The following is a 23817-nucleotide window of genomic DNA, read 5'->3' on the forward strand; positions in this document are numbered from 1 at the left end:
TAATCTTTAAATCACTGTACTAGGGATAAAATGGAACTAAAACGATTTAAAGATATTATTGCAATTAGAAAGCCGACAAGTGTTGATTCTTTTGACAGTATCGTTGCGTTTCATGCTTCAAACCTAGAGGTCGCAGAGCTAAGTCTAGAGGCCTTTGAGGCAATGCAAGAAATTTCAATTACTACCGATGAACAACCTCATTTAACACCTCACCCGCTAAGTGATGCGTATAATGCTCTTAACGATTGGAATGAAGAACCGTCATCTACCCAGCTTCGTTCTGGCAGAATAACTTCACAAATCAAAAACTTAACGATAAATGTTAGTCAAATATGCAATCTTAAATGCAACTATTGCTCTGCTGGAGGAGATGGAACATACGGAGCTCCTACTTTACAGATTTCAATAGAAAAAACTCTTCCGCAAATTAGTTTTTTTATATCTCGTCTGCCCCCTCAATCAACATTTTCGATTTCTTTTATCGGCGGTGAGCCACTACTTTACCCACATGCAATAAAAGCAATCTATGACTATACAGTGAACCTATGTCTAGAAAGGGGCATAACTTCTGTTTTTAAGATAGTGACTAATGGCACACTTGTTTCTAATTCAGAAACAATAAGTATATTGCGAACGATGAAATTAGACTTAACGATCAGTATAGATGGCACAAGAGACGTAAATGATTTAGTTCGCCCTTCAAAAGACAACAATAGTACTACAGATAAAATTCTTGAGGGTCTTCGGCTTTTAAATGAAGATCGCGGGAATATCTCTCTTATACATTTCTCCGCTATTACTTCAAAACACAACACGGATATAACAAGTAACTACTTGTTTTTGATGTCCTTAAACCCTGACTCCGTAGACTTTATATTTGATAATGAATCTTTCGATGACTTACTATTGGAAAAATTTATTACTGAAATAAACAATGTTGCCAAAATAGCTTGGCAAAAAGGTGGAGAACGTGAACTCCGCAAAATTCGCACTTTTGACCACTATTTCTCCTTACTAGATGGTCAGCAACGTGTGGAAAATCACTGCGGAGCTGGAAAAACCCACTTAACAATTGATGCAAAAAATCGCCTCTTTAGCTGTGTTTGGGACCCAAATGATCTCAAGACATCTGTAGGGCAACATAGCCAAATAGAAGATTCCGCCATATCTAAGTACTCGAAATCACTGATAGAACTAAACAACTGCAATTCCTGTTGGGCTCGCTATCTATGTGGCGGAGGCTGTATGTACATCAATAATTTGCATACAGGTGATAAACACAATAAGAGTGTTTCTTTCTGCAAAAAGACAAGAAGCTTGATTTTGACAACACTTATATATTACAAAATAGCTCGTATTGAGCAGCAGTGTTCTGATACTGAAGGAGGGATATTATGAAAAAGGCGCAACACATTAAAAAAGTTAAACCGAATCCTAAATCAGCTTCTCCTTTGGTAAAAGGAGCACTGGGGACATCTTGTACTCCAACAAATTAGTTGATAGTACAAAGCCGTAGCTTTTTGTGAAAAATATTTCTTCTAAAACTCTAGCTTTACTACGATCAATCCACTTTTCTTATTATAAAATCGCATTTGCACTTGTTGCTACAATTATCATTAGTTCTTTTAAATTTGAGCTGGTAGAGCTTTTTCTCTTTGATTTAGGTACTACCATCAAAGCAGATCTTGGTCTTTCAAATCCAAAAAACAAAAAGATCACTCTTATTTATATTGATTCAAATACCATTGAATCTTTTAACGGCTATCCATCGTACAAAGATCATAGCACTTTCCTAGAAAAACTCTCTTTATACAAGTCGTCACAGATCGTCTATAATTTTCGCTTTGAAAACAAACAGATTATAGAAATCTCTGGTAGCACTAACGATCAGAAACTCTTTGCTAAAACGGCATCCACCTTTAGCAATCTTTACTTTATAACCGATGACCTTGAGCTTAAAGGCCAAGAAAGTAATTTAAAGCTCGCCGCTCCACTAAATGATTTACAGGTTGTCTCAGGACCACGAACAAAAGATATAAAACTTAATCCAAAAAATAAAATTAGTCGTCGTATATTGATTAGCTATCAGGATCAGCTCTTAATCCATCAAAGACTAGCGAGCATATATAACCCCAGCATCGTAAATGTAGAAAATATCAGAGGTAAATATCACTACATTGGAACAGATCAAGTCTACATTGATTTCCACAAGCCCAACTCATTTGATGCATTTAGATTCGAAGATGTTTTATCTGGCAATGTTCCCCCACAGTACTTAACAGATCGAATTATATTAATTGGTACAAATACAAATAAATTCATTGAAGATTATGTTGCTACTCCTTATTCATCTGAAACACCTGATCTTATTACTATAACGGAACTTCAAGCCAATATGTTCCAAACATTAATTGACAATAGCGCTCCTCAAAAAGTGCCGCCTTATATTAATATTATTGTAACAGCCGCTATTTCAATTTTAACAGTATATGTAGCCCTCTCAATGACACCATCTAAAGGCATTATGCTTTTAGTAAGTACCTTCTTGGGGTATAGTTTTCTTGCTGTTATACTTTTATACTTCAACATCTGGATCGGGATGGCGCATCCGTTGCTTACGATCTTTTTGTGTTATTACTTTTTTATTCCTTATCGTCTGATCATTGAAAATCGGCGCAGTTGGGAGTACCTGCAAAAGAATAAACTTCTACAACAGGTAGAAGAACTCAAAAGTAATTTTATCTCGATGATGTCTCACGATTTGAAAACCCCTATCGCACGCATTCAGGGGATGACGGAGGTTATTCTGAAAGATAACATCTCGTTGAGCTCAAATCAGCGCGAGGCTGTAGACACAATCAAAAGCAGCTCGGATGATCTTTTGCGCTTTATCAATTCAATTCTGCAGTATGGACGTATCGAAAGCCAAGGGATCGAACTCAATCGTCAATCCAAGGATATCAATAAAATCCTACAAGAGATCGTCAAGAAACACGATTTCCTTGCCAAGGTTAAACGTATCAAGCTCACAACAGATCTAGAGCCGATGTTCCCGGTTTCGGTGGATTCAGAGCTTGTTCGCCAAGTTTTTTCTAACCTGATCGAAAACGCTATCAAGTACAGTCCCGAAGAGTCCACAGTCACGATCAAGTCCTATGAAAGTGCGGATAAAGTGATTATTGAAATTCAAGATCAGGGCGTGGGGATTCCTCCGGAAGAGATTTCTAATATCTTTATGAAATTTTACCGCAGCCAAAATGCTAAGACCTCAACTATCAAAGGTACGGGCCTTGGCCTTTACCTAGCCCAATACTTTATTCAGTTACACAAGGGCGAAATCACTGTTACCAGTGAAGTTCAAAAGGGCTCTGTCTTCCGCGTTGAGCTACCGATCAACTCTTAGCAGCCTTCCTCCCCCTCGAATCGTCAAAAGTTTCGACAGTTAAATTTTTCCTGTCAGAAAAATAACAGAGGCAAAAGTGACACCACTTAGTATATCTTTGGCCCCAGTGACGGTAACGACTCTGCTTGGAGGTTCGATTATGCTTAAAGTTCTTGTTGTTGATGACGATCAGGCCCTACGCTTTTCAGTCAGATCAGCTCTTGAAGCTACGAAAAAGTTCTATATTGAAGAGGCCTTCGATGGTGTGAATGCTATTGAAAAAATCAAAGAAAGAACTGCAGAAAAGAACAAAACACAACAAGCTGGAGCTCGCGCTTTCGATATCGTTATTTTAGACGTGGATATGCCACGCAAAAATGGTCTGAATACACTTAAAGAAATTAAAGAAATGGACCCCGGCATTATCGTATTAATGCTCACGGCACACGCCACAGTAGAAGTGGCCGTACAAGCAGTTAAAGACGGCGCCTATAACTTCTTATCTAAACCCCTATCTAGTGATGAGCTGATTCAATTAATCGATAAGGCCGTTACGGCACACACTCTGATTTCAACACTGGCTGTATCGTCTCCGGTATTTGTAGATGAAGGCCGTAAAATCATCGGCAACACCTCGCAAATGCAAAAGGTCTTCAATGTTATCCACAAGCTCGCTAAGGTTGATACTCCTGTATTAATTCGTGGCGCTTCAGGTACAGGTAAAGAATTAGTAGCTAAAGCGATTCACTTCAACTCTGCACGCAAAGACGAAAAGTTTGTTGCTATTAACTGCTCAGCTATTCCTGAAAATCTTTTTGAGTCAGAACTTTTTGGTCACGAAAAAGGATCTTTCACTGGAGCCAGTGAACGCAAAATCGGTAAGTTTCAATTTGCCGAAGGTGGAACTCTATTCTTAGACGAAGTCGGTGACATGCCTCAATTGATGCAGGTGAAGATCCTGCGTGTATTACAGGAAAAGCTCTTTATGCCTGTCGGCTCGAATCGCGAAATTCCAACTAATGTTCGTATCATTGCCGCGACAAATCGCCCTTTGGAAGAGATGATGAAAGATGGCCGCTTCCGCGAAGATCTTTTCTATCGTCTGAACGTCGTTCCTATATTCTTACCACAGTTAGCGGATCGTAAAGATGACTTGGAAGTTTTGATTCATATCTTCATTCGCAAGTTCAACCAAATTCATGGAAAGCGTTTAACGGGTATCAGCGCTGAAGCGCTGTCTGTTTTGAAACGCTATGGCTGGCCCGGAAATATTCGTGAACTCGAAAATGTTATTGAGCATTCTTTCGTATTAGAGAGTTCAAATACGATCAGCCTAGGAAGCTTGCCAGAAGCACTTCTTGAGGCTGCCGGTGTGAGTTTAGTCGAAACGATGCAGAATTTAGAGAGTCAATCGGAAACATTAAAAAAATCTGCTCAGGTCTTCAGCTCTACAGAAATTGATTCAGAAAATGATTTTGATATTGACTCAGAAATTGACGACGACAGTCTCGAATCCTGTGCTGACGAAGATATCAGCATCAGCATTTCGGACAGTGCCTCTTTAGACTTCAATGCTCAAAAAGAGGAATTCGAAAAACAGTTTATTATCAAGGCTTTAAAGACGTTTAAAGGCAGAATCAACCAAACAGCACTGCACGCAAATATTCCAAAAAAGACTCTTCTTCGTAAGATTGAAAAGTATGGAATCGTGGCGAAAGAATATGCAGAGCCAAAAAGTTAGCAGTTCATTTCACACTTAAAAATGTGACGAAGACTGTTGCAAAATGATGTTGTTGACTCTAATTAAGGCGCTCGTTAGCGTAGCCATCCCATGACGTTAAACCCATTGCCTCCACAAGCTTATACCAAAGAGACTTTGCAAAAAGCCTACTCTTGGTTATTGACTCAGCCAGCATCTGTAAAAGATATGGCGACGTCACAGGATATTCTTGTGAGTCTTTATCTTAAAGCCCAACGCAATGGTGAAGCTTCACTAGAAGCGCCTAGTATTCAAAACTTCAAGCAAGAGTTAAAGCAATTGGCATCGATGATTGGTGATCTTCAAACACCGGCTCAGTCAGCTCCGGTTGCGGCTCCAACTATGCCAAAAGCTCAGCCTCAAACTACATTGGAAGCTCCAACAGCTCAGACAAGATCTCTTCCTGTAACAGGTCTACCCCTGAGCTTCAAAGAGACTGTCAATCAAGCGGCCCATGCTATGGGAAATATGGGCGGCGGCTCGTCTTCTAGCCTAGGACAGCTGGATATCCAATCGCTACAAGCCCTGAGTGAAGTCCGCCAAACCCTCAATTTAAGCTCTGATATCGAAGCTCTTAGAGCGCTAATTGCCTTAGGATACAAACAGTTCAAGAAAATGTAGTTCTGCACCTGTTTGATTCTGTTTTATACCATGCAAAATCCCCGTTCTTAGGTCTTAAAGGCCTGCCCAAATGTCGCTCGATTTGATAGACTGCTTGCTTATTTCAAGGAGTTTCCACGTGTCGACTACCCCACAAACACCTGACTACAAAAGTACGATCCGTTTGCCGCAAACGCAGTTCCCTATGAAGGGCGATTTGCCAATTAACGAACCTAAAACTATTGCGAAATGGGAACAGGACAAAATCTATCAACGCCTTCTTGAAAAAAATAAGGATGGTCAAGGCTTCACCATGCCGGATGGACCTCCTTACGCCAATGGTTCGATCCATATCGGTCATGCACTGAACAAGTCTTTGAAAGATTTTATTTTGAAATACAAAGGCATGAAGGGTTTCTATGCTCCGTTTGTTCCGGGTTGGGATTGCCATGGTTTGCCTATTGAGCACAAGGTGATGAAAGACCTTGCTGCAAAAAAAGAAATCAAAACAGATCAAGAGATCTTAGCTCTATGCCGTGCGGAAGCAACACACTGGGTGAATCATCAGCGTGAGCAATTTAAACGCCTCGGTATTTTAGCTGATTGGGAAAACCCTTATCTGACAATGTCACGCGCCTATGAAGCTGAAGAAATCCGTGAGTTCGCACGCGCCTACAAACGTGGAGTGATCTATCAAGGTGTTAAACCTGTCTACTGGAATTGGACGCTAAAAACCGCTCTAGCAGATGCGGAAGTCGAGTATCATGATCATAAGTCACCTTCCATCTATGTTAAGTTCGAAGTGACTGATGCCGAGACTCTTAAAAAGCTAGGAAATCCAACTGAAAAAACATCCTTCGTTATCTGGACAACGACTCCGTGGACATTGCCATCAAACACAGGAATCTCCTTACACCCTGATTTTGACTATGCAGTGTTTTCAACTGAGCTTAATGGTCAAAAAGAAAATCTGGTTATCGCGAAAGCTTTAAAAGAATTCTTCGAAAAAGAAATAGGACTGACTTTAACTGAGAAAAATGTCGTTAAAGGCGCGGATCTGGAGCTAGGAAAAGCTCGTCACCCATTTATTGATCGTGACTCTATCATCGTATTAGGTCCTCACGTAACAGCCGATGCTGGTACAGGCGCTGTTCATACAGCCCCGGGCCATGGTGCGGATGACTTCCGCGTGGGACAGAAATATGGATTGCCTGTTCTTAATCCTGTTGATGATGGCGGTCTTTACACAGACGACTTCCCTGAAATGAAAGGTGTTAATATTTTCAAAGCCAATCCTTTGATTGTTGAAAAATTAAAAACCTCAGGTCATCTATTGAAGTTTTCTGAGTTTGTACATAGCTACCCTCATTGCTGGCGTTCGAAAACTCCGTTAATTTTCCGCACGACTGCGCAATGGTTTATCGGTATTGACCAAGAAGAGACTCAAATTCGCAAAAAAACATTAGAAGCTTTAGATAAGATTGAGTTCTTCCCGGAATGGGGTCGCGCTCGCTTCCAAGCGATGATGGAAAATCGTCCTGACTGGTGCGTATCCCGCCAAAGAATCTGGGGCGTACCAATCCCTATTGTTACCTGCATAGCAACTGGTGAGCCTCTAGCAGATTACGACTTAATGATGCGCGCAGCGGACATTGTCGCTGAAGGTGGTATTGAAGCTTATTACAAAGCTGATGCAAATGCCCTTGTCGGCTCGAATTGGAAAAAACCAGCTAACGCGAAACCAGAATTTGGATCTCAAGGGTTCAAACTAGGCCGCGATATTTTGGATGTGTGGTTTGACTCTGGAGTCTGCCATGCTGCCGTTCACTCTGAACACTCAGGCTATGGCTATAAAAATGTCCAAGCCGATATTTACCTTGAAGGCTCGGATCAACATCGTGGTTGGTTTAATACTTCAATGTTGTCATCTATGGCCACAACAGGAAAACCGCCGTTCAAAGCTTTGATCACACACGGCTTCGTCAATGATTCCCAAGGACGTAAAATGAGTAAGTCTTTAGGAAACACAATTGACCCGAATGAAGTCTCTGCAAAAAGCGGATCTGAGATCGTACGCCTTTGGGCTTCGTACGGCGACTATGGTAACGATGTCGGCTGTGGAAAAGAGGAATTAACACGTGTAACTGAAACGTATCGTAAAATTCGTAACACGATGAGATTCCTATTAGGTTCAACTTCTGATTTTGATTTTGCAAAAGACAAAGTCGAACCAAAACAAATGACACAGATTGATCAGTGGATGCTTCACCAATTAAACCAACTGATTATGGATGTAACCAATGCGTATGATAAATACGAGTTCTATCGTGTTTATCATTTATTGAATCATTTCTTTACTGTGACTCTGTCGGCAACCTACATGGACATCTTAAAAGATCGTCTTTACACATGGAAGCACGATGGTTTAGCTCGTCGAAGCGCGCAAACTGTGCTTCACCACACGACTGAGACTTTAATTAAGATGATGGCTCCAATTCTATCGTTCTTAGCAGAAGAGTCTTACTCGTATTTCAAAGGTAAAAATCAGGATTCAGTTTTCTTAGAAAGCTTCCCTGTGGCGCAACCGGCATGGCAAAACAACTCTTTACATGAGCTTTTCACTGCCGTTTTAAATGTACGCAGTGATGTTCAGAAAAAATTGGAAGAGCTACGCACCGCTAAAGTGATCGGAGCCAGCCTTGAAGCCACTGTGGAAATCAAAGCAGAAAAAGAGACCTTAGGGGCGCTTAAAGCTATTCAGGATCTACGCGAAATCTTGATTGTCTCTGAAGTGAAGCTCGTTGATGGCCCGTATGCGATCACCGCACAAAAATCTACTGGTGAAAAATGTGTGCGCTGCTGGGTTTATTCTCACGACATTTCAAAGGCTGAAACCACGTTAGGGGTATGCCCGAAATGTGTTGAGGCCTTAACGTGAGCGCTTACGTGAGCTCCTATTTACAGCGAAAGTATTTATTATTGATGGGTGTTACGGGTCTGATGGTTTCATTAGACCAAGTAACAAAACTACTGGTACATACACAGATGGAACTGCATCAAAGCATTCCCGTTATTCAAAACTTCTTCCATATCACCTACGTTCGTAACTTTGGAGCCGCCTTTGGATTCTTGTCGCAGGCCCCTACTGCTTTTCGCGATATTTTCTTTTTAGCGGTTCCCCCAATAGCCTGCCTCATCATTCTTTTTATCTTAAAGGGCGTTGACGACAAAGACACAAAACAAACGTTAGCCCTGAGTTCTGTCTTTGCCGGAGCTGTAGGGAACTATCTTGATCGCCTACATTTCGGCTTCGTTGTGGATTTTTTTGATTTTCACTATGGAAAATTATCGTGGCCGGCTTTCAATATAGCCGACATGGCGATCGTGGGCGGTGTTTGTTTTCTGCTGTACTTTATGTTCAAAGAAAGTTCTGCAAGTAAAGCATGATACCTTTTATCAACCTCGGCTCTTTACAGATTCCCACGTTTTTTCTGGTTATCAGTGTCAGCCTGAGTTTGATGTTATTTTTGTTGTCTCGCGAAGTGGACCGACAACAAAAAAGTCGAAAGTTAGCTTTTGATTTAGCTCTGACCTTGATGATCGCAGGCTTTGTCGGAGGACGTCTACTGCATGTCTTCTATGAAGAGTGGACGTATTACAGTGCCAATCCCTTACAGGTTCTTTACTTTTGGAATGGTGGATTCGTCTTTTTAGGCGGGTTGCTTCTTTGCCTTATCGCTGGTTACATATTTACCCGTATCCACAAAGTTAATTTTTTAGAATGGGCTGACTTTTTCACTCCGCTTTTTTCTTTGGGCCATGCTCTGGGACGCATCGGTTGCTTCCTATCGGGCTGCTGTTATGGTTCCTATTGCACACTTCCGTGGGCTATCGATGGACGACACCCCACAACCCTCTACCTTTTCTTCAGTGAATTATTGATATTTTTCAGCTTACTTGGGCTACGCCGCTATCGCTTTTTCCAACAAACAACGGGAGCTTTGTTTGTGCTTTGGCTCACCGTCCACAGCAGCGTTCGCTTCTATACAGAGTACTTCCGCGATGATTTCCGTGGTATTTTTATTCGTCTTCCCCTATTTGGATCGCTTTCGATTTCTCAGTTAATCAGTTTGTTTATTATCTTTAATGGCTGTGTTTTTCTTGTGAGATCGCTGATTTCTTTCCGTCGTTCCTCACGCTAATTAGTCCTATTCACTTCGTTTCATTCTGAGACACTTCCTGAAGCACCCCCCTATAGCAGTAAGCGCTAATTGTTAGTGTTTACTATTTTGACAGCTAAAAATTACCTATATCGCTTCTGAAACTGGTATCAGGTTTGTAATACATCCTAGTGACGAAGACTTTTATTAAGGAGTTTTTTATGAAAAAACTATTCTGGGCATCAACTTTATTAGCTGGATTGCTATTAACTGGTTGCGGACCGAATACGAAAACAACAGGTAACGTAGGCGCAACAGCGACAAGTAACTCAATCTGCCCTGTCGGTTACTGGTATTCTAATGGCCAATGTTACAATGGTAACAACGCAACAGGTGCTGGAGACTTTCTGAATAATGGTATGTATTCAGATAATTACTCGAATACAACAACTTTAAGAATTACCAACATTGAGGCAATGAAAAAGTTGTTCAAGCAAGGCATGGGTGTTTGTGACCGCGCTGCCAATAACTACGGCCAAGCGAATTGCGAAGCTTATATTCAAGGTTATACAGATATTATCTTGTTGTTACCTTCAACAACCTCAGGAACAGCCCTGGCAACGATCATAGCTCGTCCAAAGCAAGACCCTTACTTCAACTTCTACGGACAATTACCTAATGGACGTGGATTACTGGGACTTGCTTTAGGATGGATCACTGGTATTTACATCCCAGATTACTCGTACTACCAAGGTGCCTACAGAAATCCATTGCAAATCCAAATGGCGGTTTCACCAATCAACCAAAACCAAGGGTTCCAAGCCACTGGTTACGGTGATGCATGGACAGGTTTGAACCAAACGATGGTAACATTGCAAGTAGCAAACGGCTCTGTTAATAGCACTAATGTGAGCTACACACTTTTCATCGGAAATACCGCTGCAGCTCAAGGTACAATGAAACGTTGCCAAGCAGCTAATTGCGGTCTTTAATTAGATTCATGCAAAATAAACAGATAAAATGCCCGCAGTGCGGGCGTTTTGCTTTTTACTCTCCTGAAAACCCTTTTCGCCCTTTCTGCTCAGAGCGCTGTAAACTTATCGATTTAGGTCAGTGGGCCAGCGGTTCTTACTCGATTCCAGCCGAAAACAACACCCCCTCAGAACCTAACCAAGCATTGGGTGAAACTGGTGAAGATGACGACTCTGAATTCAATTCCTAAAGCCCTTGTTTTCACTAGCTAAAAGAGTATGATGACCTCATATCTTATTTGAGGCTTGAACATGGTTATCTCTAAACTCAGACGTATTCTTATTGGCTCACCTTTGAGTTCTAACAATCAACATCATAACCTGATTCCAAAATGGAAAGCGCTTCCGGTTCTAGCTGCGGATGCCCTGTCATCAGTGGCTTATGCAACGGAAGAAATCGTCATTCCTTTGGCGTTAGCCGCGGCCACCATTCCATTTGCTACTCACTGGCTTTTACCGATTGCGGGAGCCATCGTTGTCTTGATGTTTATCGTTTCCCTGTCTTATCGTGAAACTATTCAAGCGTACCCAGAAGGCGGCGGCGCCTACACCGTCGTTAAAGAAAATTTGGGACAGAATGCCGGCCTTGTCGCTGGAGCAGCCCTTCTGATCGACTACACACTCACTGTTGCCGTGTCTGTTTCTGCCGGAGTTGAAAATTTAGTTTCTGCATTCCCTAGTTTAGCAGGAGTTCAAATATTTTTCTGTATCTGGGTAATTCTGATTCTGATGACATTAAGTCTTCGCGGAGTTTCAGAATCCGCCACAGTCTTCGCTATTCCCACATATTTCTTCGTTATTTCTATCGGAATTCTAATTTTTAAAGGCTTTTGGCAAAACCCCCATGAAAATATCAATCCCATTGTGGATGTGATGCAAACCAACTACCCCGAAATTGGATTGATTCTTGCCTTAAAAGCTTTTGCCTCGGGATGTGCGGCTTTGACAGGTATCGAAGCTGTATCAGATGCGGTGCCTATCTTTAAAAATCCAAAAGCTAAAAATGCTAAAGCCACTTTGATGATGATGGCTTTCCTGCTAGCCAGTTTATTCTTTGGAATCAGTTATCTTGTGTACGCCCACAACTTAACCCACGTTGAAGGGGTGACGCTGGTTTCTCAATTGAATAAATTAATTTTTGGTGGCGGTGTATTCTTCTATGTATTCCAAATCGCAGTTATGCTTATTCTTTTCCTAGCTGCGTCTACAGCGTACGCTGATTTCCCGCGAGTCGCATCGTTACTAGCAAAGGATCGTTATGCTCCCCGTCAGTTGGCCAGTATTGGTGATCGACTCGTATTTTCAAATGGTATTATCGGTCTGTCGGTTGTGGCCATCGGTCTGATTATCTTCTTCCAAGGTCGCACGCATTACTTGATCCCGCTTTATGCCGTTGGTGTGTTCCTTTCATTTACTTTGTCCCAATCCGGTATGGTGATTCACCACTGGAAGAACAGGAAACAAGGCTGGAAGTTTTCTATCGCCTTAAATGGTTTCGGAGCCATTTGTACAGCCGTCGTTCTGTGTATCGTGGCCACATTCAAATTTATGCATGGAGCATGGATTGTGATCTTAGTTATTCCAACCATGGTGTACATCTTCCATCGCATTCACGTGCACTATGTGATGTTTGCCCGCGAGATTTCACAATCGCACTATAACGCCCCAATAAGTGAAAAAGTCACAGAGCACACGGTGATCATTCCCGTATCTGGCTTACATTTAGGTGTGATGAATGCCATTCGCTATGGGATGAGCATCACTCACGATTTGCGTATTTGTTACGTCAAAACAGATGAAGAGTCTTATCAACGTATGCTCACAGCATGGAACGAAAAATTTCCAGAGCTACAACTACATGTCTTAGAGTCGCCTTATCGTTCGATCTCTAGCCCGATTATTAACTTCATTGATAAAGTCAGTCAGGAAAAGCCAACCGAGTTTGTAACGGTGATTTTCCCAGAGTTTGTCACGGCAAAGTGGCATCACCAGCTACTCCACAACCAAACGGCATGGCTCATTCGGCTGTCGCTGCTTTACAAAAAGAACGTGATTGTCACGAGTGTTAAATATCATTTAACAACAACTTAACAATAACTCAGTAATGACGTGAAATCCGCTCACAGCACCACAGAGCGACATATTTTAATTTTGTCCACTTGACGGAAATTTGTTTTTGTTTTCTGATAGGCTCATCAGGGATGATGATCAACAACAGGACGTAACAACAACAACCCTCGCCCTCAAAGCGAGTCGTCTCAAGAAGGAGCACGACAAATGAACAAAGCGCAATTGATCGAAAAGATCGCCGCGGAAACTAAAATGCCAAAAGCTCAATGTGAACACATCGTTGATTGCTTTATGACTAACGTTAAAAAATCTGTTAAAAAAGGTGACGACGTTAAGTTAGTTGGCTTCGGTACTTTCACTAAAGCTAAACGTAAAGCTCGTATGGGTCGCAACCCACAAACTGGCAAAACTATCAAAATCCCTGCAGCATGGACTCCAAAATTCCGCGCTGGCGCTGAATTCAAACACTTAGTTAAGTAATTCCTACTAACTGATAAGTTTGAATGGGATGCGGCAAATAATTTGCCAATTTCTACAAATTCTAAAAAGAGCTTCTTAAGGATTAAGAAGCTCTTTTTTTTTGACCCCCTCTTCTTCTGCATCCATAATCGTCTGCATGACAACTTCTTCACTGAAAAAAATTGGTGTCTACACAAGTGGCGGCGATGCCCCTGGGATGAACCCCGCAATTCGTGCTGCCGTTAGAACAGCTCTTTCTCAAAAAGTAGAAGTCGTTGGAATTCTAAATGGCTATGTGGGCATGATCGAAAACAGAATGATCACCTTACAGATGCGTGACATGGCCAACATCATCCAGCGCGGCGGAACTATTTTAAAAACAGGACGCTCGGCTGAATTCATGAAACCTGAATATCGTGCGACTGCTGCTAATAATTTAAAAGCTCAAGGTATTGATGGCCTTATTTGTATCGGTGGTGATGGCTCTTTTCGCGGAGCTCAGCTTTTAGGTGCTGAACATAAAATTCCAATCATCGGAATCCCTGGAACAATCGACAACGATGTCTATGGAACTGATGACACCATCGGATTTGATACCGCAGTGAACACAGCACTTCAGGCTATCGACAAAATCCGTGACACCGCTGACAGTCACGATCGAATTTTCATTGTGGAAGTGATGGGACGAAATTCTGGTTGGATCGCTAGCCATGTCGGACTTGCCGGCGGAGCCGAGGAAATTCTAACCGCTGAAAATATCATCAGTGTGGACAAAATCGTTGAAAACCTGAAGAACTCACGTGCTCGTGGTAAAACAAGTAGCATTATCATCACCGCCGAAGGACAAAAGCCCGGTCGAGCCTACGATCTATCCGATGCTATTCGCAAAAAGTCAGGATTAGATGCAAAAGTGTGCATCTTAGGCCATCAGCAACGTGGTGGAACTCCGTCTGCACATGATCGTATTTTAGCCTCTCGCCTAGCCAATGCTGCCGTAGAAGCGCTTCTTGCGGGGCGAAATAACACTATGATTGGCGTTCAGGCCGACAAACTGGTTGAAATCCCCCTAGATCTTGTTACTAGTAAAGAAAAACCAGGTGATAAGACCCTGATTCATCTTGCCAGATTGCTCTCGATTTAGTTCAATCTTATCAGCTACTTAAGCCTATTTCAAAAGGAGCTTCTATGAAAAAGCTAGTATCTGTTATTGCCGTTTCTTTATTTGTATTTTCTTGTACAAAAAAAGCTAACGAAAACGAAATCTTAATCGGTTCTTACAGCCCGAATACAGGAGCGACAGCTACCTTCGGACAGTTCCAAATGAACGGAACTCAAATGGCGATTGAAGAGATCAACGCCGCTGGTGGAATCAACGGAAAAAAAATCAGACACATCAATTACGATAACAAGTCTGACAACGATGAAACACTTGCTGTTGTAAATCGCTTGATCAGCCAAGATGGTGTCGTTGCTATTTTAGGTGAAGCGACTTCTGGTCGTTCTAAAATCGGCGCTCAGGTTGCACAACAACACAAAATCCCAATGTTAACTTCATCTGCAACAAATCCAGATGTAACAAAAATTGGTAATTATATTTTCCGCGCTTGCTTCATTGATCCTTTCCAAGGAACTGTGATGGCAAAATTCATGACTGAGAATTTAAAACTTAAAAAAGCTGCTATCTTACGTGACATCAAAAATGACTACTCTGTTGGTCTTTCTGATATCTTCACACAAAAACTTAAAGATGCTGGCGGAGAAATTTTAATCGATGTTTCGTACCAAGAAGGTGACATCGACTTTAAATCTCAGCTAACAGCGATCAAATCTAAAAACGTTGATGCTATCTTTGTTCCTGGTTACTACAACGAAGTGGCTTTAATCGCGAAGCAAGCTAAAGAATTAGGAATCAAACAACCACTTCTTGGTGGTGATGGTTGGTCGTCTCCGAAACTTTACGAAATTGCGAAAAACTCTTTAGATGGCAGTTACTTTTCAAATCACTACACAACTGAATCTACTGATCCTAAAACAATCGCTTTCGTAAAAGCTTACAGAGAAAAATACAAAGAAGATGCAGACGTGATGGCTGCTTTGGCTTATGACGCTGTTTACTTCATGGCGGAAGCTATCAAAAACACAACTGAAGTGACTCCTGAAAATATCCGTGAAGAGTTAACAAAAATTAAAGACTTCCACGGCGTTACTGGAAAAATGTCGATGAATGAAAATCGTGATGCTATTAAGAGCGCGGTTATCGTTCAAATCCAAGGCCCTGAATACAAATACATTACAAGTATTAATCCGTAATCAGGAAGTGTGATAGAAAATGCAAGAATTCCTACAACATACGCTTAATGGTCTTAGTTTCGGTAGCATCTACGCCCTTGTGGCCCTTGGTTACACTATGGTGTACGGGATTCTAACCATGATCAACTTCGCGCACTCTGAAATCTACATGATGGGTGCGTTTGCTACTTATTATCTGGCGCGTTTTCTTCACATTGATACTCCGTCTCCGTTAAATTTCACGATTGGCTTATTAGGTGGGATGATCTGCGCAGCACTTATCGGGTTCTGCGTAGAAAAACTAGCTTATAAGCCACTTCGTAACTCAGCAAAAATGAATGTTCTTATCACTGCAATTGGCGTCAGTATTCTATTCCAATTCGGTGGACAAATTATCTTCGGATCTGCTCCAAAGCCATTTCCAAATCTAATCGAAGATAAAACTCTTTTCACTGTGGCTGACATTTCGATCCGTTTGATCGACATTCTTATCTACTTCGTCAGCTTCGTTTCATTAGGGGTTTTAAGTTATATCATCTATCGTACACAAACAGGTCGTGCGATGAGAGCTGTTAGTACACGCCCAGACATGACTCCGTTAATGGGCATTAACAATAACAAAATTATTTCGACTACATTTATCATCGGTTCAGCTTTAGCGGGTATCGCGGCTGTTCTTGTTTCTATCAAATACCCAAAAATCGATCCTATGATGGGCGTGAAGATCGGTATGAGCTCTTTCGTAGCTGCGGTTTTTGGTGGTATCGGAAGTCTACACGGAGCCGTTATCGGTGGCTTCTTGTTGGGCCTCGGAGAATACTATCTTGTGGGCTACGGCGCTTCGACTTACAAAGAAGCCCTTTCGTTTTCTATTCTGATCGTCATTCTTCTGTATAAGCCAAATGGACTTTTTGGAACTGCAAGAAAAGAGAAAATTTAATATGAAACGCTATTTGATCTTCTTAGTTTGCGTTATCGCATTGGGTTTTGCATTAGAGACATTCTTAAATTCTTACATCCAAGCAGTTTTTATTAGCTTTATGATCAACGCGATCATGGCATTGAGCTTGAACTTTATCACAGGTCTTGCCGATCAATTTTCATTAGGTCATGCCGGCTTAATGGCTATCGGTGCCTACACCGCAGCCTTGATCAATAAAGAGTTCTTAAACAGTGAATGGTACATGATTCCTGTGGGAGTATTAGCGGCAGCTTTTGTTGCGGCTTTCGCGGGTTATCTGATTTCACTTCCCTCTTTCCGCTTAAAAGGGGACTACTTGGCTATCGTCACGATGGGGATGGCAGAGATTGTGCGCGTAGTTCTTTTAAACTGGGACTACGTAGGTGGACCGCGTGGTTACATGGGCATCGCAAAATTCCCTAGCTTTCTTCTGAGCTACGGATTTGCGGCGATCTTATTAACATTCACATTCCTGACTATGTATCGCCTTAAGTTTTCTTGGTTTGGTCGCAATCTTTGGGCCATCAATGAAGACGATATTGCCGCAGAAGTTATGGGATTAAATGTGGCTAAAACTAAACGCCGCGCTTTTGTGATCTCGAGCTTTTTCGCAGGACTTGGCGGTGGTTTCTACGCCCACCACTTAGGTTTCATCAGCCCTGGTTCATTTGGTTTTATTATCTCGGTACAAATTTTGATCTTCGCCGTTTTCGGTGGATTAGGATCATTAACTGGTTCAGTTATTGCCGCCCTTTTCTTGACGTTCTTACCAGAAGCTTTAAGAAGTGTTCAAATTGGGAATCTCGATTTACGTATGATTATTTTTCCAATTCTATTGATTTTGATGATGATCTTAAGACCGCAAGGATTATTGGGTCGTAAAGAGTTTAACCTTGAAAGCTTCAGCTTTAAAAACATCAGAATGGGTAAGCCAAATGAGTAAAATTCTAAACGTCGATAATATCTCGATTCAATTTGGCGGTCTTAAAGCCGTTGATTCTGTAAGCTTTCACATCAACAAGTCAGAACTTTTGGGCCTTATTGGGCCGAATGGGGCCGGAAAAACAACGGTATTTAATATCATCTCGGGCTTCTACACAGCGGATACGGGTTCCATTGTATTCCAAGATCAAGAAATCACACAGTTCAATGCCTCTGCTGTTAACTTAGCTGGTATTGCCCGCACATTTCAAAATATTCGCCTTTTCAAAAAGCTGACTGTTTTAGAAAACGTTTTGATGGCCCTACAGCAACGCAATCACAATGGTAGCTTCGCGGACTGGTTTTCTTCTTTGTTCAATACAAAGTCGCATAAAGCTTTGGAAGCGAACTTAAAAGCAGAAGCGATCGAGCTTTTAAAAATCTTCGAATTAGACAAATTAGCCCATGAAGTTTCAAGTGCTTTGCCTTACGGGGCTCAAAGAAAACTTGAAATCGTGCGCGCCTTAGCGACGAAACCACAGTTGTTAATTCTAGATGAGCCTGCCGCTGGTATGAACCATCAGGAAACAGAAGAACTCAATAAGCTTATCCGTTTCATCAAAGAAAAATTTAACTTAACTGTTTTATTGATCGAACACGACATGAAATTGGTCATGAATATCTGTGACCGTATCGTTGTTTTGAATCGTGGTAAAAAAATCGCTGATGGTAACCCTGCTGATATCAAGAACTCGACAGAAGTGATCGAGGCCTACTTAGGAAAACGCAAACATGACTAATGTTGAAGTAAAAAACTTACATGTAAACTATGGACTTATTAAAGCTGTTAAAGGTATTTCATTCAGCTTTAAATCTGGCGAAATCACATCTTTAATTGGCTCTAATGGCGCGGGGAAGACAACGACGCTTAAAGCGCTTTGTGGTCTTTTACCTCACAAAGGTGAAATTCTATTAAATGGTGAAGACATCGCGACATTGAATGCTCCAGATCGCCTTAGAAAAAAGATCGCTCTATGCCCAGAAGGCCGCGGCATCTTCCCTAACCTAACAGTAACTGAAAACTTAATGTTGGGCGCCTACTTACAAAAATCAAAAGATAAAATCCAGCATTTAATAGAACAACAATTCACTATGTTTTCCCGCTTGGCTGAACGCAAAGACCAATTAGCAGGAACATTATCTGGTGGTGAACAGCAAATGCTGGCTATTTCACGCGCTTTGATGTCTGAGCCCGATATGCTTTTATTAGATGAGCCGTCATTGGGTTTAGCACCCATCATTATCGAGCAGATCTTCCAAAAATTCGTCGACCTGAAAAAAACAGGCCTCGGAGTTTTAGTCATCGAACAAAACGCCAGCTTAGCCTTAGAAGTTTCTGAAAAGGCCTACGTGCTGGAAACAGGAAGCATCACCCTAGAAGGCCGTGGCGAGGATCTGCTGCATGACAAGCGCGTTATTGATGCGTATTTGTCTTAGTTGGATTTCGACGGCAATCTTTGCTCTACAACTTTTGTATACATCTGTAAAACAGAGGATAAAGTACCTAGCAATGGGTGCTGAGCATCGACCTTACGCAACTGTTCTAAATATATATTGGCTTTCTGAGATGGAGTTTTCCAATCTGTCCCCTGCAGCATCTCTGTACTATAAAAAGTAATCAACTCAATCAGACACTCCTTGTTTTCTGAATCAGCATTAATTGATTCTAACAGCAGAGTTTCATAGCTTTGTTTGTCAAATTTTACAGGTGCTGCCATTGCAATTTTCTGAACTCCTACAGATGTCGGCAAGCGAGGATCGATCAAAGGAGGAGCCGGTTTTAATGCAAAAGCTTTTGCTAAGTACGCCTCACTCAAAGTTCTTTTAGCCATACCAAACTCTGTTATAGCTAATGCTTTTTTTTCATACTCTATCACTTTGTCATAATCTTTCTGCATATTGTACAGAATCGCCACATTGTGATACTTCCAGGCATTATTAGGGTCAGTTTTTAACAACTCTTCAGAAAACTTAATCGCTTCTGCTATTTTATTTTGTCCTGTTAAAACATGGGACATACTTCTGTAGAAGCTTTCCTTTTCTTCTTGGGTTTTTGCTATTTTTTCTGAAGCTCGCAACCATTGCTCAGCCAACTCGTAAGCTTCCTGAGCATAAGCTAAGTCTGCAGAAAGGCTATACACAAGAAAGCGATCTTCTTTTTCTGACTCCGACATGACTTTTAAATCTTGTCCTGCCAACTTATATTTTTTTTGCTTAATATGTGTTGAAATACGATTTTGATATATTAGCTTATCATATTTTTTCTGTTTTAAATCATAGGCTTTATCAATTAAAGAAATACTGTCTTCTAAAAATGCTTGGTCATATTTTCTGCCAGAAAGATATCCCAAGTCTGTAATAGCCTGCGCTTTGCGAACTAAGTATTCAGGATTATTCGGCTCTTGCTTTAACTTTAAACTATAATATTTCAGAAGTTTTTTAGGTCCGACAAAAGAGTATTCAGCTCCTTTACTCAATTCACGTATGCGTTTAGCATCTTGTTCCGTCATACTATAAACATCTGGCCCTAAATCTTTTTCTTTTTTTAACTGTTCCTCAGTCTTCAGTGATGGATCTAAAGACAATGTAATTAACATATTTCGCGTACAGTCATGTACCGAATTTAGTTTTTCATTAAAATCTGCATCTGAAGCCTGTTTTTTACTAATAGTTCTTTGCTTTGTTTTTATCGTGTCCGTAACTAAAATATAATCCTCTTTATTTTCAACTACTCTATCGACCTCAAACCACGGAGTTCGCGTGTAGCAGTCCTCTGAATAAGTTTCTACGGCTTGTGCTTTTTCAATTTTTGTAACGACTTTGAAAGTACCTATTTCACCAACATAACTAGCTCTATTGGCTTCAATCGAATGTAACTGCACAAGTGCTGGATGAGGTAAATAGAATTTTTTGTATTTCTTTGTTTCTTCATATATTAAGGATTTCGATACAAATTGAAAATCATATCGAGGAACCTTTTCTATCGCCTCTTTTTTTAAACTCATATCTAATTTTGCACCTGGACTAATAATATAATTTATTACATTTTTAACAAAATCGAGTCCATGAGCTTTTTCAATTAATCCAATAGAGTTATAACTGACTTCGTTTAACAAAATTTTTCCATTGGACTCAACAGAATTGTCAGGATTTAATTTAATTACATATTCAATTGAAGTGTCGTTGGGCATTAGATTCTCGGCAGGCAAAAAGACTACATCTTGGCTTGCCCCATCGAGTATCAGTGAAAAATTTCCTAAAATATCAGATGCAATTGTTCCTGCAATAACTAACGGATTTGTCGGATCAACCCACCAAACCTTGTTATTTTTATCTTTTGCCCAAACAATGGCATGATTGAAAGAGGCAATGTTCGGAACTTCTTTCAATTTCTCTAGATACTCCATACCTAAATACTGTCGCGAACGAAATGTGAGTGCTGGAAAAGCCTCGAATCCTACTTGACGTAAAATTGCTACTAAAGCACTTGAGTAATCCTTGCAGTCACCCATTTTAGATTTAATCAAACTAGAAAATTTTTGAGGTATAAATTTCCCTTCGTTCGATTTCCAATTACCAGAGTACGCAATAATTTTAGATAACTCTAGAGAAGCAACTTCGATTTGCTCTTGTGGAGTCGTAAGGGGAGCAATTTTTTTTACAATATCTTGTAAAGGCTGTGGAAGTCGATCGTTCCAAACTTTTTGATACTGTGAAGAAAAATATTCTCGAATGCTGTTCCAATCAGGGGATGTACTAATGTAGATTATACCCGTTTCATTATTTTTACCAATTGTTGCATAACCTATTTCAGTTGGTCGAAACTCAAGAAAATATTTTTCAGGTTCACCTTTAGAATTTTTTTGAATGTATGTTTTTTCTGAAAAATATGGGGTTACTCCCTGAGAAATAAACTTAATCGGCAAATCTGACTCATATAAATAAAATTCTTCTTTAGCTAAAGAATCATTTGCTAAGGCAAGAACTTCACTTAAATGTCCCGATATAGCAGCGGGAGTAGTTATTTGGTAAGAAATTACGACTCGACTTCCTATTCCGACACCGCTTATCGGAATTACTACCTGCTTCAGATCAGATAGTCCCTCTTGTAATGTTTGGTGCTCTGATACAGTAATAGATCCAGGCGAAACCTTTGACTTCTGTCCCATTGTATCTGAATACGTCTCAAGTAGTCTGAAATTGTCTTTAGAACCAGAAAAATGTACACGATAGTTTGTTAAAGCCGTGCGACCCACTTCAGATTCAACTATGAATTCAATCTCGGTTGTCGCGATCGCCTTACCCGATTTGTCGATCTGAGTTTTAATAATAAATTTATTAGCTTTTACACCCGTAGGAGGTTCTTGCGACCAGACAGATAAAGTAAAAAAGAATGTGACAACAAAATATAAACACGCAGTCCACGCCATAGACACCTCTACAAACTTCAATATCGGACCAACTAAACAATATCTTGAGTAAGACAATAGAGGCTTGGATTTGCTAGACTTTAGACGAGCGAAACGAAGATAACTTTTTCTACATATTCTTCATTTATCTTCAACTCATCAATATTTTCAAAATTATTGAATAACTCGTATTTACTTCGATGATTCATTAATACTTTTTATGACATAACTTCTCGCAAAGCTGTTAATTTATCGTTAAAGATCTTTAACAAAATCTCATCTTAAATCTTACAATCGTATTAACTCGATATTTCCTATAGCAAAATTTTATTTTCCATCAAGATCACCTCTAAACTATCCGCTGTTGTACGTTGAAAGGTGACCTTATGCTACGTTTGATATTTTATTTTAAAATTATTTTGGGAATTGTTTTGTTTTCAATTGGCAGTGTGGCTCAGCAGAGCGCCAGCACTACGATTTTTGGCCCTAAGATATATTTTCACAGTTCGTCCACTCGGCAAGAAACATGGGCACGTACAGAATCTCAGCTTCAGCAGAACTATCGTCTTATCGTCAAAAATGCCGACGGTGGGTTACATTCACAACGTAATTGTAACGGGCTCGGTTTGATTGCCAAATTACTATGCCAAGTGGAAAATGCAGCTCAGCAGTTGTACGTTAATACTCTTCGCGCATCAGCGGTTAGCATTTCTTTAAATGGACAACCTATCCTAACACCATCTGCTTTTAATCGTAATACCGCACAGGTTGAGTTACCTCTATCTGTAGAACTTAATAATCAATTACAAATAAAAGTAACTGGCTCTGTTATCTCATATGTTGAAGTGAGCATTCGAGCTTATGGTGAAGAACTCCCACTGGATCAAACACCGCCAATTTTGACACATAATTCGTCTGGCATGCAGTATGTTTCTACGATTCCATCTTTGTTAAATTTATCCATTACAACAAACGAAGCTCTGCAAAGTTTCGAAGTTGATGGACAAATAATTTCAAGTGATAGCTTTATCTATACATTTCAGAAAAACATCACTGCTATTGAGGGAAATCAGATACACGTTAAAGCTGTAGATTTAGCGGGAAATATGACTGAAGTTAATTATAACTTACAAGTTTCTTTAGATGATATAGCTCCAGTGATTACTTTAGGTTCCACACCTACTTACACGAATGCAGGAAATGTTTTACTACCTGTGAATATACAAGATAGTTCACCGACAAAAACATATATCTTAATTAATCAAAGAGAAATTTCTCAAACTTCTGAAACACAGTTTTCTTATCTTATTGAACTTCCCGAAGATGATAACTATCAAATTGTTGTACGCGCAACGGATGCTGCCGGAAATATTAGCGAGCAATCTTTAGACATTGTTCGCAGCACTGCTCCTTTAAATTTACAAGTTCAAGCTCCTGCGAGTAACACTATTTACGAAAGCAGTTCTTTACTGGTCAAATTCAACACGAATCATCCTTTAAGTTCAGCTTTTGTAAATGGTGTATCCGTTCCCATACAAACTGATGGAAAGTCCGTTGAGTATTTATGGACAAGCCCTTTTGATGGACCTTTTACTTTAGAAATTAAGGTTGTCGATATTTTTTCTAACGAAATAACTCAAAATGTAAGTTCCACAATCCAACTTGGTGGTAGCGCCTTGTGGTCTTATACAGAATGTCCGGTGGAGTAAGAGGAAT

General features: G+C 40.5%; 19 protein-coding genes. 18 read left to right on the plus strand and 1 reads right to left on the minus strand.

Annotated features, from left to right (window positions below; genetic code table 11):
* Positions 1–30: 30 nt before the first annotated feature.
* The 17 genes from A11Q_RS10640 to A11Q_RS10720 all read left to right on the plus strand — a co-directional run bounded on the left by A11Q_RS10640 (position 31) and on the right by A11Q_RS10720 (position 19129).
* Complete coding sequence (locus tag A11Q_RS10640) at positions 31–1398, plus strand: radical SAM/SPASM domain-containing protein (protein WP_015470817.1); 1368 nt, start codon at positions 31–33, stop codon at positions 1396–1398.
* Between the two features lie 124 nt (positions 1399–1522).
* On the plus strand, positions 1523–3403 hold the full coding sequence (locus A11Q_RS10645; RefSeq protein ID WP_015470819.1) for an ATP-binding protein: 1881 nt from the start codon (positions 1523–1525) through the stop codon (positions 3401–3403).
* Positions 3404–3542: 139 nt separating this feature from the next.
* Positions 3543–5123: a sigma-54-dependent transcriptional regulator gene (locus A11Q_RS10650; RefSeq protein WP_015470820.1), complete on the plus strand. Its 1581-nt coding sequence runs from the start codon at positions 3543–3545 to the stop codon at positions 5121–5123.
* Positions 5124–5213: 90 nt separating this feature from the next.
* Positions 5214–5762 carry a hypothetical protein gene (locus A11Q_RS10655; protein ID WP_015470821.1) on the plus strand — a complete coding sequence of 183 codons (549 nt, stop codon included), beginning with the start codon at positions 5214–5216 and terminating at the stop codon, positions 5760–5762.
* Positions 5763–5880: 118 nt separating this feature from the next.
* Positions 5881–8679 (plus strand): isoleucine--tRNA ligase, encoded by a 2799-nt coding sequence (ileS, locus tag A11Q_RS10660; protein ID WP_015470822.1) that lies wholly within the window; start codon positions 5881–5883, stop codon positions 8677–8679.
* An 8-nt stretch (positions 8680–8687) separates the two neighbouring features.
* Positions 8688–9188 (plus strand): signal peptidase II, encoded by a 501-nt coding sequence (gene lspA / locus A11Q_RS10665; protein WP_235044604.1) that lies wholly within the window; start codon positions 8688–8690, stop codon positions 9186–9188.
* Positions 9185–9943, plus strand: coding sequence for a prolipoprotein diacylglyceryl transferase (locus tag A11Q_RS10670; protein WP_015470824.1), 759 nt, complete (start codon positions 9185–9187; stop codon positions 9941–9943). Before lspA ends, A11Q_RS10670 begins: the two co-directional genes overlap by 4 nt.
* A 179-nt stretch (positions 9944–10122) precedes the next feature.
* Positions 10123–10893 (plus strand): hypothetical protein, encoded by a 771-nt coding sequence (locus tag A11Q_RS10675; RefSeq protein WP_015470825.1) that lies wholly within the window; start codon positions 10123–10125, stop codon positions 10891–10893.
* Between the two features lie 8 nt (positions 10894–10901).
* The gene (locus tag A11Q_RS10680; protein WP_015470826.1) at positions 10902–11123 is read left to right on the plus strand and encodes a DNA gyrase inhibitor YacG; all 222 of its coding nucleotides are present in this window, start codon (positions 10902–10904) and stop codon (positions 11121–11123) included.
* Between the two features lie 61 nt (positions 11124–11184).
* Positions 11185–13023 (plus strand): APC family permease, encoded by a 1839-nt coding sequence (locus A11Q_RS10685; RefSeq protein WP_015470827.1) that lies wholly within the window; start codon positions 11185–11187, stop codon positions 13021–13023.
* Positions 13024–13209: 186 nt separating this feature from the next.
* Positions 13210–13482: an HU family DNA-binding protein gene (locus A11Q_RS10690; protein ID WP_015470828.1), complete on the plus strand. Its 273-nt coding sequence runs from the start codon at positions 13210–13212 to the stop codon at positions 13480–13482.
* A gap of 136 nt (positions 13483–13618) precedes the next feature.
* Positions 13619–14602, plus strand: coding sequence for a 6-phosphofructokinase (gene pfkA, locus A11Q_RS10695; RefSeq protein ID WP_015470829.1), 984 nt, complete (start codon positions 13619–13621; stop codon positions 14600–14602).
* Positions 14603–14646: 44 nt separating this feature from the next.
* Positions 14647–15771 (plus strand): ABC transporter substrate-binding protein, encoded by a 1125-nt coding sequence (locus tag A11Q_RS10700; protein ID WP_015470830.1) that lies wholly within the window; start codon positions 14647–14649, stop codon positions 15769–15771.
* Positions 15772–15790: 19 nt separating this feature from the next.
* On the plus strand, positions 15791–16690 hold the full coding sequence (locus A11Q_RS10705; protein ID WP_015470831.1) for a branched-chain amino acid ABC transporter permease: 900 nt from the start codon (positions 15791–15793) through the stop codon (positions 16688–16690).
* Position 16691: 1 nt separating this feature from the next.
* Positions 16692–17654 carry a branched-chain amino acid ABC transporter permease gene (locus A11Q_RS10710; RefSeq protein WP_015470832.1) on the plus strand — a complete coding sequence of 321 codons (963 nt, stop codon included), beginning with the start codon at positions 16692–16694 and terminating at the stop codon, positions 17652–17654.
* Positions 17647–18432 carry an ABC transporter ATP-binding protein gene (locus A11Q_RS10715; protein ID WP_015470833.1) on the plus strand — a complete coding sequence of 262 codons (786 nt, stop codon included), beginning with the start codon at positions 17647–17649 and terminating at the stop codon, positions 18430–18432. The genes A11Q_RS10710 and A11Q_RS10715 overlap by 8 nt, the downstream gene beginning before the upstream one ends.
* Complete coding sequence (locus tag A11Q_RS10720; protein ID WP_015470834.1) at positions 18425–19129, plus strand: ABC transporter ATP-binding protein; 705 nt, start codon at positions 18425–18427, stop codon at positions 19127–19129. The genes A11Q_RS10715 and A11Q_RS10720 overlap by 8 nt, the downstream gene beginning before the upstream one ends.
* On the opposite strand, the gene A11Q_RS10725 is transcribed toward A11Q_RS10720, so the two are convergent.
* Positions 19126–22122, minus strand: coding sequence for a transglutaminase domain-containing protein (locus A11Q_RS10725; RefSeq protein WP_015470835.1), 2997 nt, complete (start codon positions 22120–22122; stop codon positions 19126–19128). The two genes, A11Q_RS10720 and A11Q_RS10725, sit on opposite strands and share 4 nt — an antisense overlap.
* 365 nt (positions 22123–22487) lie before the next feature.
* On the opposite strand from A11Q_RS10725, the gene A11Q_RS10730 reads away from it, so the two are divergent.
* A complete protein-coding gene (locus tag A11Q_RS10730) occupies positions 22488–23810 on the plus strand; it encodes a hypothetical protein (protein WP_015470836.1) in 1323 nt (440 codons plus the stop codon).
* The last annotated feature ends 7 nt before the right edge of the window (positions 23811–23817 follow it).

It is taken from the genome of Pseudobdellovibrio exovorus JSS, from assembly GCF_000348725.1.
Classification (GTDB): Bacteria; Bdellovibrionota; Bdellovibrionia; order Bdellovibrionales; family Bdellovibrionaceae; genus Pseudobdellovibrio; species Pseudobdellovibrio exovorus.

Coding starts and splice junctions, on each gene's coding strand:
- A11Q_RS10640 (WP_015470817.1), top strand. CDS start 31: ATGGAACTAAAACGATTTAAAGATATTATTGCAATTAGAAAGCCGACA.
- A11Q_RS10650 (WP_015470820.1), top strand. CDS start 3,543: ATGCTTAAAGTTCTTGTTGTTGATGACGATCAGGCCCTACGCTTTTCA.
- A11Q_RS10655 (WP_015470821.1), top strand. CDS start 5,214: ATGACGTTAAACCCATTGCCTCCACAAGCTTATACCAAAGAGACTTTG.
- A11Q_RS10670 (WP_015470824.1), top strand. CDS start 9,185: ATGATACCTTTTATCAACCTCGGCTCTTTACAGATTCCCACGTTTTTT.
- A11Q_RS10675 (WP_015470825.1), top strand. CDS start 10,123: ATGAAAAAACTATTCTGGGCATCAACTTTATTAGCTGGATTGCTATTA.
- A11Q_RS10680 (WP_015470826.1), top strand. CDS start 10,902: ATGCAAAATAAACAGATAAAATGCCCGCAGTGCGGGCGTTTTGCTTTT.
- A11Q_RS10685 (WP_015470827.1), top strand. CDS start 11,185: ATGGTTATCTCTAAACTCAGACGTATTCTTATTGGCTCACCTTTGAGT.
- A11Q_RS10690 (WP_015470828.1), top strand. CDS start 13,210: ATGAACAAAGCGCAATTGATCGAAAAGATCGCCGCGGAAACTAAAATG.
- pfkA (WP_015470829.1), top strand. CDS start 13,619: ATGACAACTTCTTCACTGAAAAAAATTGGTGTCTACACAAGTGGCGGC.
- A11Q_RS10700 (WP_015470830.1), top strand. CDS start 14,647: ATGAAAAAGCTAGTATCTGTTATTGCCGTTTCTTTATTTGTATTTTCT.
- A11Q_RS10705 (WP_015470831.1), top strand. CDS start 15,791: ATGCAAGAATTCCTACAACATACGCTTAATGGTCTTAGTTTCGGTAGC.
- A11Q_RS10710 (WP_015470832.1), top strand. CDS start 16,692: ATGAAACGCTATTTGATCTTCTTAGTTTGCGTTATCGCATTGGGTTTT.
- A11Q_RS10715 (WP_015470833.1), top strand. CDS start 17,647: ATGAGTAAAATTCTAAACGTCGATAATATCTCGATTCAATTTGGCGGT.
- A11Q_RS10720 (WP_015470834.1), top strand. CDS start 18,425: ATGACTAATGTTGAAGTAAAAAACTTACATGTAAACTATGGACTTATT.
- A11Q_RS10725 (WP_015470835.1), bottom strand. CDS start 22,122: ATGGCGTGGACTGCGTGTTTATATTTTGTTGTCACATTCTTTTTTACT.
- A11Q_RS10730 (WP_015470836.1), top strand. CDS start 22,488: ATGCTACGTTTGATATTTTATTTTAAAATTATTTTGGGAATTGTTTTG.